The 17,530-nt window shown below is 36.8% G+C and carries 18 protein-coding genes and 1 other annotated feature; of the genes, 17 read left to right on the forward strand and 1 reads right to left on the reverse strand.

Going from position 1 to position 17,530, the window contains the following annotated elements:
• Window positions 1-30: 30 nt before the first annotated feature.
• Entirely contained in the window at window positions 31-1,407 is a 1,377-nt protein-coding gene (brnQ, locus tag J3U50_RS00315) for a branched-chain amino acid transport system II carrier protein (RefSeq protein ID WP_301945324.1), read from the reverse strand.
• A 152-nt stretch (window positions 1,408-1,559) separates the two neighbouring features.
• Window positions 1,560-1,787, reverse strand: a binding site (T-box leader).
• Between the two features lie 179 nt (window positions 1,788-1,966).
• Between brnQ and J3U50_RS00320 the strand changes: the two genes are divergently transcribed.
• From J3U50_RS00320 to J3U50_RS00400, 17 genes are all read left to right on the forward strand, one after another.
• Window positions 1,967-2,281 carry a SemiSWEET family transporter gene (locus J3U50_RS00320; protein WP_054608484.1) on the forward strand — a complete coding sequence of 105 codons (315 nt, stop codon included), beginning with the start codon at window positions 1,967-1,969 and terminating at the stop codon, window positions 2,279-2,281.
• 99 nt (window positions 2,282-2,380) lie between these two features.
• Window positions 2,381-3,679 carry a Y-family DNA polymerase gene (locus J3U50_RS00325; protein WP_301945325.1) on the forward strand — a complete coding sequence of 433 codons (1,299 nt, stop codon included), beginning with the start codon at window positions 2,381-2,383 and terminating at the stop codon, window positions 3,677-3,679.
• Window positions 3,672-3,998: a hypothetical protein gene (locus tag J3U50_RS00330; protein WP_054608482.1), complete on the forward strand. Its 327-nt coding sequence runs from the start codon at window positions 3,672-3,674 to the stop codon at window positions 3,996-3,998. The genes J3U50_RS00325 and J3U50_RS00330 overlap by 8 nt, the downstream gene beginning before the upstream one ends.
• Window positions 3,999-4,000: 2 nt before the next feature.
• Window positions 4,001-4,360, forward strand: coding sequence for a hypothetical protein (locus tag J3U50_RS00335; protein ID WP_301945326.1), 360 nt, complete (start codon window positions 4,001-4,003; stop codon window positions 4,358-4,360).
• A gap of 76 nt (window positions 4,361-4,436) precedes the next feature.
• Window positions 4,437-5,804, forward strand: coding sequence for a hypothetical protein (locus tag J3U50_RS00340; RefSeq protein WP_301945327.1), 1,368 nt, complete (start codon window positions 4,437-4,439; stop codon window positions 5,802-5,804).
• 135 nt (window positions 5,805-5,939) lie between these two features.
• On the forward strand, window positions 5,940-7,196 hold the full coding sequence (locus J3U50_RS00345) for an NRAMP family divalent metal transporter (RefSeq protein ID WP_368042531.1): 1,257 nt from the start codon (window positions 5,940-5,942) through the stop codon (window positions 7,194-7,196).
• Between the two features lie 98 nt (window positions 7,197-7,294).
• Window positions 7,295-8,272 (forward strand): LCP family protein, encoded by a 978-nt coding sequence (locus J3U50_RS00350; RefSeq protein WP_301945329.1) that lies wholly within the window; start codon window positions 7,295-7,297, stop codon window positions 8,270-8,272.
• Window positions 8,273-8,494: 222 nt separating this feature from the next.
• The gene (locus J3U50_RS07315) at window positions 8,495-9,205 is read left to right on the forward strand and encodes a YveK family protein (RefSeq protein ID WP_054608477.1); all 711 of its coding nucleotides are present in this window, start codon (window positions 8,495-8,497) and stop codon (window positions 9,203-9,205) included.
• Between the two features lie 12 nt (window positions 9,206-9,217).
• Entirely contained in the window at window positions 9,218-9,937 is a 720-nt protein-coding gene (locus J3U50_RS00360) for a CpsD/CapB family tyrosine-protein kinase (RefSeq protein ID WP_054608476.1), read from the forward strand.
• Between the two features lie 10 nt (window positions 9,938-9,947).
• Window positions 9,948-10,739, forward strand: a complete 792-nt coding sequence (locus tag J3U50_RS00365) for a tyrosine-protein phosphatase (RefSeq protein ID WP_301945330.1) — start codon at window positions 9,948-9,950, stop codon at window positions 10,737-10,739.
• Between the two features lie 20 nt (window positions 10,740-10,759).
• Window positions 10,760-11,389 carry a sugar transferase gene (locus tag J3U50_RS00370; protein WP_054608474.1) on the forward strand — a complete coding sequence of 210 codons (630 nt, stop codon included), beginning with the start codon at window positions 10,760-10,762 and terminating at the stop codon, window positions 11,387-11,389.
• Between the two features lie 15 nt (window positions 11,390-11,404).
• Window positions 11,405-12,490, forward strand: a complete 1,086-nt coding sequence (locus tag J3U50_RS00375; RefSeq protein ID WP_301945331.1) for a glycosyltransferase — start codon at window positions 11,405-11,407, stop codon at window positions 12,488-12,490.
• Between the two features lie 16 nt (window positions 12,491-12,506).
• Window positions 12,507-13,274, forward strand: coding sequence for a glycosyltransferase (locus J3U50_RS00380; protein ID WP_054608472.1), 768 nt, complete (start codon window positions 12,507-12,509; stop codon window positions 13,272-13,274).
• Between the two features lie 21 nt (window positions 13,275-13,295).
• Window positions 13,296-14,156: a hypothetical protein gene (locus J3U50_RS00385; RefSeq protein WP_054608471.1), complete on the forward strand. Its 861-nt coding sequence runs from the start codon at window positions 13,296-13,298 to the stop codon at window positions 14,154-14,156.
• Between the two features lie 15 nt (window positions 14,157-14,171).
• Window positions 14,172-15,056 (forward strand): beta-1,6-N-acetylglucosaminyltransferase, encoded by an 885-nt coding sequence (locus tag J3U50_RS00390; RefSeq protein ID WP_301945332.1) that lies wholly within the window; start codon window positions 14,172-14,174, stop codon window positions 15,054-15,056.
• Between the two features lie 59 nt (window positions 15,057-15,115).
• Window positions 15,116-16,222, forward strand: a complete 1,107-nt coding sequence (locus J3U50_RS00395) for an O-antigen ligase (protein ID WP_301945333.1) — start codon at window positions 15,116-15,118, stop codon at window positions 16,220-16,222.
• 68 nt (window positions 16,223-16,290) lie between these two features.
• Window positions 16,291-17,508 (forward strand): MFS transporter, encoded by a 1,218-nt coding sequence (locus J3U50_RS00400; RefSeq protein ID WP_053792082.1) that lies wholly within the window; start codon window positions 16,291-16,293, stop codon window positions 17,506-17,508.
• Window positions 17,509-17,530 lie beyond the last annotated feature (22 nt).

Here is a 17,530-nt window from a genome sequence, read left to right on the forward strand (position 1 = left end):
TTCGCTCAACTCTGATTGTTTGTTTAAACGTTAGTCTGTAACGGTTTGTAAATATTTTTTATTTTTGTACCAGTGACACATTAGGCCAAGTAGTAAACCTACGACCGCAAATGGTACCCAATCCATTCCGATTGATGCCAATGGAAGATAACTTTGTTGAAAGTTGCCGACCATTTTGGCAAATGCACTTTGTGATACGACTGGTGGAAATGATGCTAGCATGTCCATCAATGCTGGCACAGTGGTTAATAATACGACCCAGAAGTAGACGACTGAATCACGTTTGAATAGTGGTGAGAATACTGATAGTAGGATTAATACCATTGCGAATGGGTATAGGAACATTAGCATTGGAGTTGACCATTGGATGATGGTATCTAGTCCAAAGTTAGCAGTTAGAAATGATGCGGCACACATTAGTCCTAACCATTGAACGTAGCTTAATACTGGGAAATGTTTGTGGAAATCTTGGGCGAATGCGGCAACTAATCCCATCGCAGTAGTTAGACATGTAAGGGTTAGCAATGTTGCTAGTAGGGCGTGGCCGGTTGCACCTAGGTAGTAAGTCATTAATTGGTTAAAGGCGACACCACCATCTGCTGATGCCTTGAAATGACCTAGGGTAGTGGCACCCAACCAGATTAGGACAACGTAGATTAATCCGACTAGTGCTTCGGCTAGGAAACCGGATTTGGCAGTTACTTTGGCGTTGCTAAGTGGGTTAGTCTTACCAAGTTGGTTAACGGCGGTTACGACAGTAACACCAAAGGCAAGTCCGGCTAGGGCATCCATGGTGTTGTAACCTTCCAAGAAACCATTGAAGAATGATCCACTTTGATAAGCTGCGGTGACCGGTTGGCTACCCGCTGAGCTCATTGGATGTAGAAATGCCAAGAAGAATACTACGAATAGTAATACTAAAAAGATAGGGTTCAATAGTTTACCAACACTAGCCATGATTGATGATTCCTTGTATGAAAGAAGGAATGCGGCTAGAAAGAATAGAAATGAGAATACTAGCAAACCATAGTGCATAAAGTTACTTGGTAGTAATGGTTGAACACCGACTGCAAAAGGAACGGTAGCGGTACGAGGGGTACCAAATAAAGGTCCGATGGTAGCGTGGATTAATACCATGAATACCAATGCAAATGTTGATCCCAGTGGGGTTCCAATGTCATAGACACCCTTTGAACGAGTCACACTGATGGCTAGAACTGATAGTAAGGGTAATACCACTCCTGTACATAAGAAACCAAGCATGGCGGTGAACCAATGAGCACCAGCTAGTTGGCCTAAGTGAAGTGGGAAAATTAAGTTACCAGCACCAAAGAATAGTGCGAATAACAGTGAACTGACGACTAAATATTGTTTTACTGATAATGGCTTTTTGTTTAAGTCTTCCATAATAAATCTCCTTTAAAAATTGTATGTGTTTGAATTGAATCGCTATGTGTAAAATGTCAATCGGACTATCCATGCCATCATCTCCTTTTTTATGTATTAATTAACTGATTGCGGGGCACAAAAAAACGCCCTTAATCTAACTTCACAATTAGACTAAGGGCGTCATTCGACACGGTACCACCTTACATTCGTAGCTTAAAAAAGCTACCTTGACGTACTAACATACGCTGACGCTGTAAGGGGCGCTCCCCATGCACTTTACTTTTTGTTCAGTACATCGCTCGAAAGGGATTTTCGTAACTTAATCAACGCTTCCTTTCACCAGACGAAGCTCGCTTTGGTTGACGTCAGTTATTACTCAACTTTCTCATCGCAATCGTTTATTTGTCATTATATTAAAACTGGATTAGAAAAAAGTCAAATAAAATTGGTAAAGAAGCTTAACCAATTTTATACTTTTCTTAATAAACCTCTTGAAACGACAGTGATATAATATTAATATACTATAAACCAAATAATAGCTGTCAATTTTTCAGTATGCATAGAGGAGATATATACAATGAAGATTGATAATTATGTTCCAAAAAATCAACGAAGAGAAGTTTCTGACAAACGAATTCGTAATCTAAAAATTATGAGTAAAGTGGCTATCTTTACTTCATCACTAATGTACATTGCTTACATTCCAGAAATTATGCAAAACTTTTCTGGTAACCCAGTTAGCCCAATCCAACCATTCGTGGCCACTATTAACGCTACCTTGTGGACCCTATATGGTTGGTTTAAGACCTACAAAGATTGGCCTTTAATTATTTCAAATGTTCCGGGAGTTATTTTTGGTTTAATAACACTTGTTACAGTGTTTATTCATTAAAAAGGCTTATGACGACAGATCGTAAAACGGTCTGTTTTTTTGTTTGCAAAAAAGAACATTTGTTCGTATAATATATTTTACTGAAAGGAGGAACCCAAAATGGATTATTCAAATGAACCCAAAGGGGTCTTTATGGTCATTGATAATAAGTCGTTTTATGCCAGTGTTGAGTGCGTTCAATTAGGTTTAAATCCACTGACGGCTAGCTTAGTGGTGATGTCTGATCAAGACAATACCAACGGTGGATTAATCTTAGCATCGTCTCCGACAGCTAAGAGACGATTCCACATTACGAACGTGACTAGAAAGCGTGATTTGCCTTGGGATGATTCATTAATTGTGGTTCCTCCAAGGATGAATTTGTACATTCAAAAGAACTTGGCAATCAATAAAATTTTCCATGAGTTCGCCGATGAAGAACACTGTTTTCCATACTCAATCGACGAGACCATCTTGGATTTGACCCACACATGGCAATTGTTCGGCGATAGTCCTGCCCAAGTAGCCAGAAAAATTCAAAAGACGGTCAGACAACGCCTTGGTCTATACACGACAGTTGGAATTGGTGACAATCCAGTGCAAGCCAAGCTAGCGTTGGACTTGTTTGCTAAACACAATAAGGACCTAGTCGGCCAATTAAGCTATGACACTTTTGCCAAGAATGTTTGGCCAATTGAACCCATCGATAAGATTTGGAGTATTGGTAAACATACCGCTGAAAACCTAGCCAAACTAGGGATTCATAACCTAGGTGAATTGGCGAGAACAGATCCATATCAATTAAAGGCGCACTTAGGTGTGATGGGCTACCAACTTTTTGCGATTGCGTGGGGAATTGACCGTGCTCAATTAGATCAAAAGGTGCCAATCAAGGATAAGGGCTTGTCCAATTCCCAGGTACTACCAAGGGACTACAAGGACCAACACGAACTAGAAGTCGTTATTACTGAAATCGCCGAACAAGTGGCATCTCGTTTACGCCACAGAAAGAAACAAACCAGCTGTGTTCATCTTTACCTCGGCTTTTCGTACGCGGAAAGTGAAGGCAGCGATCGAACCAGCATTTCACACGAACAAAAAATTACCACGACTTCGGATAACCGTGAATTGGTTGGAGCAGTCATGGATTTATTCCATAAGTATTGGCACGGCGAAAGGGTCAGAAATGTCGGTGTCTCATATACCAGATTAAGCAGCAGTAATGCTCAACAATTAGACATTTTTGCCGATCCAGAGGTGCAAATTAAGAAATCAAAAGTCGATAAAGTAGCAGATGAAATCAGGGACAAGTTTGGCGCCACTGCCATCTTTAAAGGTCACAGTCTAGAAAAGGGTGGCACAATGTTAAAACGTTCCGGATTAGTAGGTGGTCACAATGGAGGAAATGCATATGACTAATCAACAAACAGCAAAATTAATACTAGATAGAGCAGAACCATTATTTAAGCGTGAATATAACGTTCAATACAGAATTAAAGTCGTATTTGATCATTACGACCATCAATTTAATTTCTACATGATTAGATACAAACCAGGTCACATCACGCGAGTAACACCATTGCACCACGTGGAAAGTACTTGGATTGCTGACTTGGAGGAAATCTTAAACCTAATCGAAAAGGACCTAAAGTTAACCATCGTGTTCACTGGATTCGAAGGCATTAAATGGGACAGTCGTAATTCCTACATTCAACGTCCCAAAAGAAAGGTCGGATAAAGTTGTTAAATCACCACATTGACGACAATACAGTGCAAAACTTCTTTGACTATTACTATCACGACAGAGGGATGCTAAAGTGGCAAGGATTCATGCTTTCTGATCACGTCAGTGCTCTTAGAAAAGAGCACAAGGAAGCCTTTGATGATAGCTTTATGTATATGGATTTTCAAAGTGTTCACGAGGAATTGGAACATAAGGGCGAAAACCATGCTAAAACAGAGATCACCTATGTTAATGATGATGGAAACAAGAGCGTAATAAACGGACTTGTAATGAACCTACAACCTAGCCAGGTTACGATTATGACTGAAGATGGTGAAATGGTATTATCCATTCAACAGATTTTGATTGTGCAATAATTATGCGGCAAAAAAAGACACACCTTCTAAGCTCTGATATAATTAGTAGTAATAAATAAAGAGGTGTGATTGTCTGATGAACAAGAAGGCCAAACTTACATTGGGTCTATTTTTAATATCAATTGCATACATGTTATTTTTTATGCACCCAACAATTTGGCGTGATGAAAGTTTCACGATGGCATTGGTAGGACATAATTACGGGGATATAATCAGACTGGATTCGATGGATGTGCATCCACCGTTTTACTATATAGCATTAAGATTCTTCTTGAGCATTACTGCTTTTTGGACGAATTCGTTCTTCACGAAGGTCATTATTGCGCGATTATTTTCATACATATTAGCAATATTAACGTTTTTAACACTATCCAAGACGGTGAAAAACTTGGGCGTTCCAGGTGCCAACGCCATTCAATGGGCGGGATTCTTCCTAGCACCAAGTATTATGAGATATTCTACGCAGATTAGAATGTACGCTTTAGCAGCGTTGTTCTTAGCGTTAGTATTGAATCAATTGCAGCACTACGATAATTCGCAGAAGATTGGTCACATTTTCTTAGCGGTTATCTTTGCATCGTTTGCATCGTATACCCATTACTTTGCGGCTGTGGCAGCAGGATGGATGCTGTTCTTATACTTCGTTAAATTTCAATTTAATCGATACGACGGAAACGCCATCTTACGTGGGATTATCGTGTTTTTAGTGATGTTTATTCCATGGGGAGTTGTCGCATTTGCACAAGCCCAACAGGTGTCATCTTCCTACTGGATTCCACCAGTAAACGTCGAAAACATTATCAATAATTTTGTGAACTTATTTGCGGATGTTTTTACCGATAATGGTGGCCAATACTATGCGATTGCCTTTATGGTATTGCTAATCTATCCAACGATTTGGGCATATCTAAATATGTCAAAGAAGTTTAAATCAACACTAACCATTGTACTGTTGACATTTGTTCTAACCACTTTGACTGGAATTGCGATTTCAGTGGCGGTAAGACCAATTTACATTGCTAGATACGCTTATCCAGCATACGCAGTGGCAATCTTCTTCATGATGACGATTGTGTCCCAAATGATGAAGAAGCCACTTAGTCGTTTGTCCAACTACTTCACGACATCGATACTAGCAGTGGGACTAACCATCATTATCGGAATGAATGTTGGTTTCCTAGGCAGTAATCAGTTTAATAATTACATCATGCCTAGCTACAATTTAGCGGATTCGGTTGAACAATATAAGGAAAATCCAAATAATGTGATTCACCTAAATCCAAACCAAAGTCCAAATTCGATTGTTGAAAAAACTGTCTATATTAAATCAATTAATAAACGTGTTTATATAAAAAATTTCAATGTTGCAAGAATCCTAGGAAAAGATAATCAAAAGCTATTCTATGGATTGTTTGATAACGTTGATCAAAGTTCAAGTAAATAGATAAAGGGGTTGTTATGAAAAATAACAACCCTTTTTTATTGGAAAATTTTTTTGTACAATTGAATACCCTGACTGTTGAGAGAGATAAATAAATTGAAAGGATACTTATTGATGAAAGAAAGAATAGATTCAGAAATTAACGACACTTCGAGCAACCGTCTGAAACGGTTCTGGTTGGAGCTGAAAAAGTGGTTAATTGTGATTGGCCCGGGGTTGATTGTTATGCTAGCCGATACCGATGCAGGGTGCTTAATTACGGCGGCACAATCCGGTGCTAGTTATGGTTATTCCATGATTTTACCTCAGTTGTTGTTAATTCCAATTCTATTTATGGTGCAAGAAATGACGGTTCGATTGGGAATTGTCACAAAGAAGGGTCATGGTGAATTGATCCGCGAATACTTTGGTAAATTCTGGGCATATGTCTCGGCGATTACCTTAATGATTTCAACCATTGGAGCGCTTTTGACCGAGTTTATCGGGATTGCCGGAGTTGGTGAATTGTTTGGTATTTCCAAATGGATTACCGTTCCACTAAGTACGTTTGTTCTCATCTTAATTGCCTTCTTAGGTAGTTACCGTCGTGTTGAAAAGATTGGGATTATCTTTGGTTTGTTTGAATTAACATTTATCATCGGAATTTTCATGGTTCATCCAAACATGGACTCCATCATGACTGGGATTCAATCAATTCCAATCCATGATGATGGTTATGTATATTTGGTAGCCGCAAACGTTGGTGCGGTAATTATGCCATGGATGATTTTTTACCAACAAAGTGCGGTAGTCGATAAGGGCCTAAAACGTCACATGATTAAAAAGGAACAGACAGATACAATGGTGGGAACATTCATTACCCAGGGGATTATGATTGGGTTCATCGTATTATTTGCCGCGACCGTGTTTCATAGTAAACTTCATGCCACCGAAGAAACCGTTGGTGATTTGGTAACATCAATCGGTAGATATATCGGAATGGCACCCGCCAAAGCGATTATGGGATCTAGTATCCTAGGTGGGGCACTGGTTGCTGCCATCGTTGTTGTTTTAGCCGGAACATGGGGGATGACAGAGGTATTGGATTGGAAACACAGTTTAAACGAACGAATTAATCGTTCCAACTTAGGTTTTTATTCAATGTACTCATTAGTATTAATCATCAGTGCCTTGTTGGTATTATTCAACGAGGACTTAGTTTCAATTGCGATTACAGTCGAAGTAATTAACGCCTTGATGGTACCAATTGTGCTTGGCTTCTTATTAATGCTTGAAACCAAAGCGTTGCCAGATCGATACAAAATGAAGGGAATTTACAAAAAAATCGTAATTATTCTTTCATTAATTGTCATGGCTTTTGGTATCTACATGATTTTTCCAGTCTTGAATTTGTAATTATAGGCATATAGAATTAAGAGTTAAGTGGATTATGCAAAAATTATTGATGTATAATTGTTCACGGAAATTATGAATATTAATTATGAAAGAAAAGAGTGAGTGTTTTGAATAACGACGAAAACATGAGTCGAAGAAACAACAAAAACACATCCAAGAAACACATGAAGACTTGGAAAAAAGTTGTTTTATGGATTGTTGGATTATTGATTGTATTATTGGGAGTAGGTGCATTTGCTGCTTACCATACAGTTAAGAAGACTGCCGATGCAGTATATCAACCTTCTGGAGCGAAGACGGTTAGGGATGCCGATTCACTTTTGAAGTCTGAAAAACCAGTATCATTACTATTTATGGGTACCGATACCGATTTTGATGGTAGAAGTGACAAGGGTCGTACAGATAGTATGATGATTGTGACCTTAAATCCAAAGACCGATACAACCACAATGGTAAGTATCCCACGTGATATGAAGGTTAATTTACCTGATTTCCCACAATACTCACCATCAAAAATTAATGCTGCCTACACTTATGGTGGTGCCAAAGAAGCAATTAATGCTGTCGAAAGTCACTTCAGCATTCCAGTCGACTATTACGTTACTTTGAGTCTAGGTGGACTTAAGAAGGCCATCGATCAAGTTGGTGGAGTTGATGTTGTTTCTCCGTTAACCTTTAGCTATGAAGGTCAACACTACACTAAGGGTAAGTTAGAACACATGGATGGAAAGAAAGCAATGTGGTTCTCCAACATGAGATATCAAGATCCACAAGGTGATTATGGTCGCCAAGGTAGACAACGATTAGTATTGGAGGCCCTAATGAAGAAGGCTATCTCATACAAAACAGTGATTAATTCTGACTTTTTGAACTCAATTTCTCATAACTTGAAAACTAATTTGACCATGAGCGACATGCTTCAATTAGCATTGCATTACAGAGGGACTAATAAAAACATTAAGAGTGATTACGCACATGGAACTGGTGAAATGCTAGACGGCGTATCATTCCAAGATGTTTCTGGTACTGAACAAAACAGAATTTCTAGCCTAATCAACGAAAGTTTAAAAGATTAAATAAAAAATAAAAAAGATACGAGATTTTTGTCGTATCTTTTTTTGTACATTTGTTCAAAAGGGAAAATTTAAATTGAGTTATAAAACGTTTAAATCTTAATTAGACTACAGTTATATTTGTCAAGTTCCCTTTTCTAGCGATTTTAAGGTGATATAATGAACAATTGTTTATAGTTTACTTAATGAAGACATTTAAAATAACTAATAGAAGGGTGCTTTATAGTGGAGAAACAAGAAACTAATTCTTTAGAAGAATTAAACAAAATCTTTCGCATTTTGTCTAAACATATCAAATTGATAATTACTACGGTTGTAATTACAGTATTGGTTTTTGCAATCGGAGTATTTTTTGTCGTTAAACCAAAATACCAAGCGACATCAGAAATTATCGTTAGCCAAAGATTGGATCGTGACGCTCAAGCAGCTGAACAACAACAAATTCAATCTACCGACTTGCAACTAGTTAATACATATAAGAGTATTTTGAGCAGTCAAACAGTTGGTAATTCAGTAAAGCATAAGGTTGGTAACAAGATTTATAAGGACAGTGAATTAAACGTTTCAACTGACACAAATTCACAAGTTATTAATATTAACGTTACTTCTCACGATGCAAAACAAGCAGCTAGAATCGCTAACGTTACTGCTTCTACATTCAAATCAAAAATCAAGAACATTATGAATGTCAATAACGTCTCAATTATTTCAAAGGCTAGAGAAATTAAGAAGCCAATCTTCCCTAAGAAGGGGATTAGCCTACTAGCCGGTGCACTGGTTGGTATTATCTTAGGAATGTTCTTAGCACTATTAAGTGAATTCAACGATAAGACAATATCTACGACTGACTTTATCGAAAAGGACTTGGGTCTTATTAACCTAGGAACAATCAGTGATATTGACATGCAAACCATCAGTAAACAAATTAAGAAATAAAGGAAGAGTGTAATGGGATTATTTAATAAGAGTCCAAAGAAAAAATTAAATGATGACAGTTCCAAATTCGGGGTTAATTTGGTTGCTGAATTGTACCCAACTTCATCAGTATCTGAACAATTCAGAACTGTAATGACTAATATTTCATTCGCCAACATCAATGGTGAACTAAAGAGCATTATGGTGACCTCAAGTGATCCTTCAGAAGGTAAGTCTACTTTCAGTGCTAACTTAGCCGTTACTTACGCCAAGCAAGGTAGAAACGTTGTTTTAGTCGATGCTGATATGAGAAGACCAACGGTTCACAAAAGCTTTAACGTCAGCAACCAAAAGGGATTATCAACAATCTTATCTGGTAACTCAACAATTGAAGACACTATCAAATACACTTCAATTGATAACTTAAACGTAATTACCAGTGGTCCGATTCCACCTAATGCATCTGCATTACTAGGAAACCGCAAGATTATTGATATTATCAACAAGTTTAACAAGCCAAATGACTTGGTAATTGTTGATGTACCACCTGTTAACACAATGACTGATGCATCAATCGTTTCTACTACTGTTGACGGTACTATTTTCGTATTACCACAAGGCGTGGCAGAAAAGAAACGTGCCAAGATGGCCGTAGAACAACTAAAGAAGGTTAACGCCAACATCCTAGGTGGTGTGATGAACATGTCTAAGGACAACATCACCAACGATTACTATTACTATTATTCAAAGTAGGAGTTATTAAATGATTGATTTACATTGTCACATGTTGCCATCTGTAGATGATGGGGCAAAGACTATTAGTATGGCTTTGGATATGGCAAGGGAAGCCAAATCAGAGGGAATCAATAAAATCCTACTAACTCCCCATCACATGGATGGCGAATATATAAATCACAGAAAAGAAATCGAAAAAGAAGTCGCTAACTTACAAATGACTTTTAACGACAACAATATCGGCATTGAGTTACGTCCGGGTCAAGAGGTTCACATCAATGGTGACCTTTTGAAAGACATTGATGAAGACGACGTGTTATATGCTGACGGTATCAATAAGAAGTACATGATGCTTGAATTCCCACATAGTGGGGTGCCTGAATATGCAGAAGACATGATTTTTGAATTAAAGGTGAAGGGGATTATTCCAATCATCGTTCATCCGGAACGTAATCACGGAATTCAACAAGATCCAGACATCTTATTTGATTTGGTTAGTCAGGGATGCCTAACTCAAATCACCGCTACCAGTTATGTTGGTGGCTTTGGTTCAACAATTCAACGTTTTACAGACAAGATTGTCGATGCTGGACTTGGGTTCATGTTTTCATCCGATGCCCATAACATGGAAGGTCGTCGTTTTAGAATGAAGGAAGCCTTTGACCGTTTGGCAGAAAAGAAGGGCAAAGACTTTGCCATGCAATATGAACAAAATGCCGAAAAGGTTTGGAACAGCGAAACAATTGAAATAGGGAATATAGATAGAGTCAAGGAAGAAAGCACAGCTTCTAAATTCTTTAAGAAGCTTTTTGGGAAATAGAGAAGGTAGGTTAAATAGAAATGGAAAAGCATTCAAATATTTATAGTAATTTTTACCTTACTGTTAAAAGATTATTTGATATTGCTGCTAGTTTATTTGCGTTACTAATTACGTTGCCACTAACATTGGTGGTATCACTCTGTATTTATTTAGATGATAGAGGTCCCATTTTTTACACACAAGAAAGAATTGGTAAGGATGGAAAACCATTTAGAATCTACAAATTCAGATCAATGTGTCAAAATGCTGATGCTAAGAAAAGAGAATTAACCGAACAAAATGAAGTTAACGGTGCCATGTTCAAGATGAGCAATGACCCTCGAGTCACTAGGGTAGGGTGCTTCATTAGACGCCATAGTATCGATGAATTACCACAATTAATCAACGTGTTATTGGGTAATATGACAGTTGTTGGTCCAAGACCACCTTTGCCAGAAGAAGTCGCTCAATACAGTGAACATGATAAGGAGCGCCTAAAGGTCAAGCCTGGTTGTACTGGTCTATGGCAAGTGAGCGGAAGAAATTCATTAGACTTTGATGAAATGGTAGAGCTAGATATTGATTACATTGAACACGCAAGTCTTTTGTTAGATATGAAGATTTGTTTTAAGACGGTTTGGATTATGATTTATCCAAACGAAGCGTATTAGTAACAGGGAGATTTTATGCGAAGAGAGAAAGAAAAACTGAAAATTATGTATGTTGTAGAGTCACTCGGCGGAGGAGTCCTCTCATACCTACTACTTTTATGCAATGAACTAGCGAAAAAGGGCAATGATATTACATTGCTTTATGGAGTTAGACAACAAACTCCTGATAACTTGAGAGAGCTATTTGATAACAGAGTTAACTTAATCGAAGTAAAGAATTTCCAACGTGCTGTTAGTCCAATTGCCGATTACAGGGCATACTGTGAAGTTAAACAGCAGATATTGGACGTCAAACCAGATGTCGTCCACTTGAATTCATCAAAAGCTGGTGCCATTGGTAGAATGATCAAACTATTCAATTTCCGTAGTTTGAAAAACATCCAATTCTTCTATACACCACATGGTTACTCTTTTTTGATGGGTAATGAATCGCCTTTAAAAAGAAATATATACTACGCCATTGAATCTTTGTTGAGTAAGCTAAATACCACGACAATCGCTTGTGGTAGTGGTGAATATAAGTATGCCAAAAAGATTGATAAGAATTCTAAGTATGTAAATAATTGTGTGGATTTGGATTACATTGATTCATTTGTGAATAGTGATTCTAACACGTTGACGAACGTGTTTTACACAGTTGGTAGAATCAACGAACAAAAGAATCCAAAATTGTTTAATCAAATCGCTTTAAGACACCCTGAATGGCAATTTATTTGGATCGGTGATGGACCAATGAGAGATGAACTATCAGCATCCAATATCAAAGTAACAGGGTGGCTTTCCAATCAAGAAGTGATGAAAAGCATTCAAGAATATGCCAACTTTATTTTGACATCTAAGTGGGAAGGTCTTCCAATCGTGTTATTGGAAGCCATGGCCTTACGAAAAAAATGCTTTGTCACCGATGTTAGTGGTAATTCAGAAGTGATTAATGACACTAATGGTTTTAAATTTAACACCGTTGATGAATTTGACGAGCAATGCGCAAGCGTCAAAAGAGATGAAAACTCGTATAAGGGTGTAATGGCACGCAAAGACGTGGAATGTCTATATTCAAAGGATTCCTTCGTACAGGGATACAGCAGAATTTATGAGGGATAGTTTTAAGGAGAACGAAATGATTTCAGTAATTATGTCTACCTATAATCGTGGTCAGAAGATTAGTCGATCAGTTGAATCAATCTTGCAACAAACAGTCAGAGATATCGAATTTATCATTTGTGATGATTGTTCAACCGACGATACCTATGCCACATTACAAAAGATTGCCAAGTCAGATGATCGTGTGAAGTTAATCAGAAACGAGCACAACATGGGACTGCAAAAGTCTTTAAATAGATGTCTTAGCATATCTAATGGTGATTACATCGCTAGAATGGACGATGATGATTTCTCATTGCCAGATCGATTTGAAACTCAATTGAAATTTTTACAAGATAACCTTGAATATAGTTTTGTGGGCTCAAACGCTGATGAAGTGTTTGATGATCATAGCCTAGTCACTGATTTACCAAGTCATCCAGACGAATTCGACTTGATTAAGAGAAATCCCTATGTACATCCATCAATTATGATGCGAGCTTCAGTAATCAAAGCTGTTGGTGGCTATTCTGAAGCTGTTAACCACTTAAGAGTGGAAGATTACGAACTATGGATGCGTCTATACAAGAATGGCTATAAGGGTGCCAACATCAAGAGACCGCTAGTGGAATATAGCAAGTCATTTACTAACACTAGATTTTTAGATCGCAAGAATACCATTAGATTAGTGCATCAATATATTTATGACTTTAACTTACCAATTTACTATGAATATATTAATGTACTAACAGCCGCCAAGTTATTGGTGCCAGCTAAATTGAAGAGATTAATAAGACTTATATAGTAAGAGGGATTTGATTAAGAAATGAGACAAGCAATTCTTGTTATGAATAATGGTGGATTTGATACTTTACAACAAACAATCAATCTACTTGATGATAAAGATATCGATTTTTATATTTACGCTAAAAACAACGGTAGTTTAACCGCCAAGAACTCCAAGTTAACCTTTGTGGGATGCAATAAGAAGGTACATGCTCAAACTTTTGCTGAATTAGCAGAAGAAAAATTACTAATTCAACAAGCGTTGAAGGGTGATTATGAATACTTTCATTTAATTTCATCCAATGATTTTCCATTGATGACCAAACAATACTTCAAGGATTACTTCGCAAGTAAACCGGTTAAATTAGGGTTTGTAGAATTCTCCGATTCTCAAGATCAACATTCATTAGCTTTCTACTACCCATTTAACAACTTTAACTACCAAAGAGTATGGACTGCTTTTCCATTCGTTAAAGTATGCATGTTATTAAACCACTTGTTTGGTGTTGAAAGAATTGCTAGTGAAGATGTCGTAAAGGGATGTCCTTACTTCTCACTACCAAGAGAATATGTAACCGAACTAGATGAACAAAAGGTTGATAACTATCGTCATACCATTAATCCAAAGAACTTCTTTGCGCAAACCGCATTGAAGAACTTAAAGACTAACAATCCTGAATACACAATGAATTCTAATCGATTTAACTTGATGAAAGCTTACGGTGATTCAGCTAGATACGCTAACTATGTAAAAACTAAAAAGATTAATTGGTTCGATGAAAATGCTTATCAATTCTCTGATGAAGACAGAGACGAACTAGGCAAAGTTGTTAATTCAGACTATGCCTTTGCGCACAATGTAACCGACGGTGACGACTTAGCGTCATTATTGAAAGATTAAGATTGGGAGGAAACTATGAAACACGCAGTTATGATTATGGGATACGGAGACGGCAAGATTGTTCAAAACACCATCGATGTATTAGATGATCCAGAAATTGATTTTTTTATCCATTGGGATAAGAAATTTGATATTCCAGAATTTAAGAGTGTTCACTCTCAAATCTACTTTATTAAAAATCGCCGCAAGGTTTATTGGGGTACAGATACCCAAACAATGGTTGAACGTATGATGTTAGAACAAGTCTACAATACTCATCGTTACGATTATGTCCACCTAATTTCATCAAACGACATGCCATTAATGACCCCAGATTACTTCAAGTCATACTTTGAAAAGAAACCATATGCAATTGGTTTTCTAGATTATATCGACAGACAAATTTATAACCGTGCCAAGTACTATTACCCAATTAGATACATGAAACTAAAGACCGGTGTTAGATTCTACATGATTATTAAGAATCTTGAATATATCAATACAATCCTAGGTGTTGATAGATTGAAGCACAAAATATTGGAAAAGGGATGTAACTGGTTCTCAATGGACATTAAATACGTCAAAAGAGTGCTTGATTTCAAGGACTTCAAGATGTTTAAGAACACATTTACTGGTGATGAATTCTTTATTCAAACCATCTTGCGTGATTTGAAGCCAAAAGGTCTTACTGAAAAGTATGATTACTATTCTGATGATTACAGAATGACTCGATCAAGTGCGATGGCTAGCCGTTATATCGATTGGCTTAATGGTCATGGTAAACCATATGTCTTTACTACTGATGACGTTGATCGTCTAAAGAAAGTCGTTAATACCGAGTATGCATTTGGTAGAAAGATTGATGATGAAGCGGTAATCACAGACACCTTTAAAGACTACTTAGCTAATAAAGGAGAATAAACGTGGGTACGATAGACATAATAAAACAACGATTATATCTTTTTTCGTATATAGTTTTAATGGCTACATCAATGCTATATATGTACAGTGAATTTAATAGTGTTGATCAACTTCCAGAACCCGGATATGTAAAAATGATTTGGTGGGCTGGAATTGCCATTTTTATTGTTTTGCAAGCCACGCTTTTATTGTTAAACATCAACGATCGACTCAAAATGAGTTGCCTAATCATTTTAGCTGGTTTGTTTTTGCTTGATATGATTGGTTTTAAATCGATTAATCTTCAGATTATTTGCCTGTCATTTTTAATCATGAATAGTGAATCGGTCAGCTTTAAGGAATTTATTAAGGTCGATTTTGTCACCAGACTTGCCTGTATTGCTTCGATTTTAATAATGTTTTTCTGTGGTATTTTTCCCAGTCAATATGATGTATATGTTCCAAGAGGGGACACCATCAGAAGTTCATTAGGATTTAACCATCCTAATTCATTTGGTGGGTACTGCCTATACATTCTGATTTCATTTTTACTTTTCTTCTATAGTACGGGACGTCTACAAAACTTAAAGAAAATCAGTAATCTATTCTGGTTCTTACTTATGTTTATCACAGGATTCTTTATTGAATTCGTATATGCAGATTCAAGAAGTTCACAAGTAGCATTTATCTTAATGGTGTTACTAATTATTCCGCTTGTATTCAACAAGAATATCAAATCATTTAAGCCATTATTGGGAATTTTCATTCTATTAATTATGACTTTAACCTCGGTCATGGTGGTTTTCTACTATGATCAATTCAGTACCTTTTTCGTGAAGTTAAACGATTTAACTTCCAACCGTTTATTCCTCCAAAATGAGGCTTTTAAGATATTCGGATTTAATCTATTCAACGTTAGTGATTTTGCACAGGGAAATCCAATATGGGTAGATAACCAATACGTTTATAACCTGATTTCGACTGGTATTATCGGTTCTCTAATTTATACATATATATACGCAAAGTCATTCGTTAACGCACATAAGGCTAATTGCTATATTTTGTATATCATTTTAATTGCGCTAATCTTCAAGGGTAGCTTTGAATCAACACTAATTGATTACTATGCATTGTTACCAATTATCTGTTCATTCTTCATGGTAAATAAAATTAGCATGAAACAATAATCGGGTATTATTTTTTCTTTGGGTATATGTTATTATAGACAATTGCTTTAAACAGAGGAGGAATAATTTTGGACGATAATAAACACTGGCGTAAGAATCTTTGGATATTGCTATTTGGTACTTTCCTAACTGGAATTGCCTTTAGTGAAGTTATTCCATTTCAACCGCTATATATTTCGGAACTAGGAGATTTTAGTAAGAGCCAACTTTCACTACTTAGTGGAATTGTTTATGCTTCATCTTTTATTGTCGTAATTTTTACATCGGCCATGTGGGGACGATTTGCGGATCGTCATGGTCGAAAAAGAATGGTGTTACAAACATCATTCGGTTCAGCTGTTACGTTATTCTTAATGGCGTTTTGTACTAATGTTTGGGAACTTCTAATCCTAAAGTGTCTACAAGGATTCTTTGACGGAGTTATCCCTAACTCAATCGCTTTGGTTGCAACTAGTACACCTAGAAATAAGACAGGTTACGCATTAAGTTGGCTATCAACTGGATACACAAGTGGATTCTTAGTTGGACCAATTTTTGGTGGTTTATTAGTACGATTATTGAGTATTCGTGTTTCATTTATGGTAACGGGATTACTATTATTTTCGTTCTTTTTACTAACTTACTTCTTCGTAGAAGAACACTTCAAGCCAGATCCAGCTAAGCTAAAAGAAAAGAAGGAATCGTTTGTTAAAATCATCAAGCGTTTTCCAAACACACACTTTGTTGTGTGGATTTTAATTATCTCAATTGCGCTTCAAATTATGAACAACTCAATTAATCCATTGATTACCTTATACGTTAAGGAGTTAATGAATAACTCTGGAAATGTATCAGTTGTATCAGGTATTGTTGCTGCTATGCCAGGTATTGGGATGGTACTGGTTTCTCCTTGGTTCGGAAGACTAGGGGACAGATATGGTACCAACAAAATCCTAACGCTTGGATTCATCTTGGCAATTCTATTTATTTTTCCTCAAGGATTTGCGCCAACAGTACTATTCTTTGGTGTATTCAGATTCCTAACTGGGGTTTCAAATGCAGCAATTTTTCCATCTGTACAAACATTGTTGGCAAAAGGAACACCATCAGAATCTACAGGGATGGCATTTAGTCTAAACCAAGGTGCTCAAGCTGTTGGTATTTGTATTGGTTCATTAATGGGAAGTATTATTTCATCTATCTGGGATTACAATGTGGTCTTCTACGTTAGTGCCTTAGTGGTATTAGTCACATTTATCCTAGTTAAGATTAAAGTACCGGAATTGAGAGATTCAAACGCAGAATAAGTATTTTTCATTAAGAATGTAG

The sequence above is a fragment of the Lactobacillus sp. B3795 genome (assembly GCF_026535805.1).
In the GTDB taxonomy this organism is placed as follows: domain Bacteria; phylum Bacillota; class Bacilli; order Lactobacillales; family Lactobacillaceae; genus Apilactobacillus; species Apilactobacillus kunkeei_C.

Bases quoted from the DNA above. Each gene is read 5' to 3' on its own strand.
- J3U50_RS00390 (WP_301945332.1), top strand. From the start codon at position 14,172: ATGAAACACGCAGTTATGATTATGGGATACGGAGACGGCAAGATTGTT.
- J3U50_RS00385 (WP_054608471.1), top strand. From the start codon at position 13,296: ATGAGACAAGCAATTCTTGTTATGAATAATGGTGGATTTGATACTTTA.
- J3U50_RS00380 (WP_054608472.1), top strand. From the start codon at position 12,507: ATGATTTCAGTAATTATGTCTACCTATAATCGTGGTCAGAAGATTAGT.
- J3U50_RS00320 (WP_054608484.1), top strand. From the start codon at position 1,967: ATGAAGATTGATAATTATGTTCCAAAAAATCAACGAAGAGAAGTTTCT.
- brnQ (WP_301945324.1), bottom strand. From the start codon at position 1,407: ATGGAAGACTTAAACAAAAAGCCATTATCAGTAAAACAATATTTAGTC.
- J3U50_RS00370 (WP_054608474.1), top strand. From the start codon at position 10,760: ATGGAAAAGCATTCAAATATTTATAGTAATTTTTACCTTACTGTTAAA.
- J3U50_RS00375 (WP_301945331.1), top strand. From the start codon at position 11,405: ATGCGAAGAGAGAAAGAAAAACTGAAAATTATGTATGTTGTAGAGTCA.
- J3U50_RS00360 (WP_054608476.1), top strand. From the start codon at position 9,218: ATGGGATTATTTAATAAGAGTCCAAAGAAAAAATTAAATGATGACAGT.
- J3U50_RS00365 (WP_301945330.1), top strand. From the start codon at position 9,948: ATGATTGATTTACATTGTCACATGTTGCCATCTGTAGATGATGGGGCA.
- J3U50_RS00330 (WP_054608482.1), top strand. From the start codon at position 3,672: ATGACTAATCAACAAACAGCAAAATTAATACTAGATAGAGCAGAACCA.
- J3U50_RS00340 (WP_301945327.1), top strand. From the start codon at position 4,437: ATGAACAAGAAGGCCAAACTTACATTGGGTCTATTTTTAATATCAATT.
- J3U50_RS00395 (WP_301945333.1), top strand. From the start codon at position 15,116: ATGGCTACATCAATGCTATATATGTACAGTGAATTTAATAGTGTTGAT.
- J3U50_RS00325 (WP_301945325.1), top strand. From the start codon at position 2,381: ATGGATTATTCAAATGAACCCAAAGGGGTCTTTATGGTCATTGATAAT.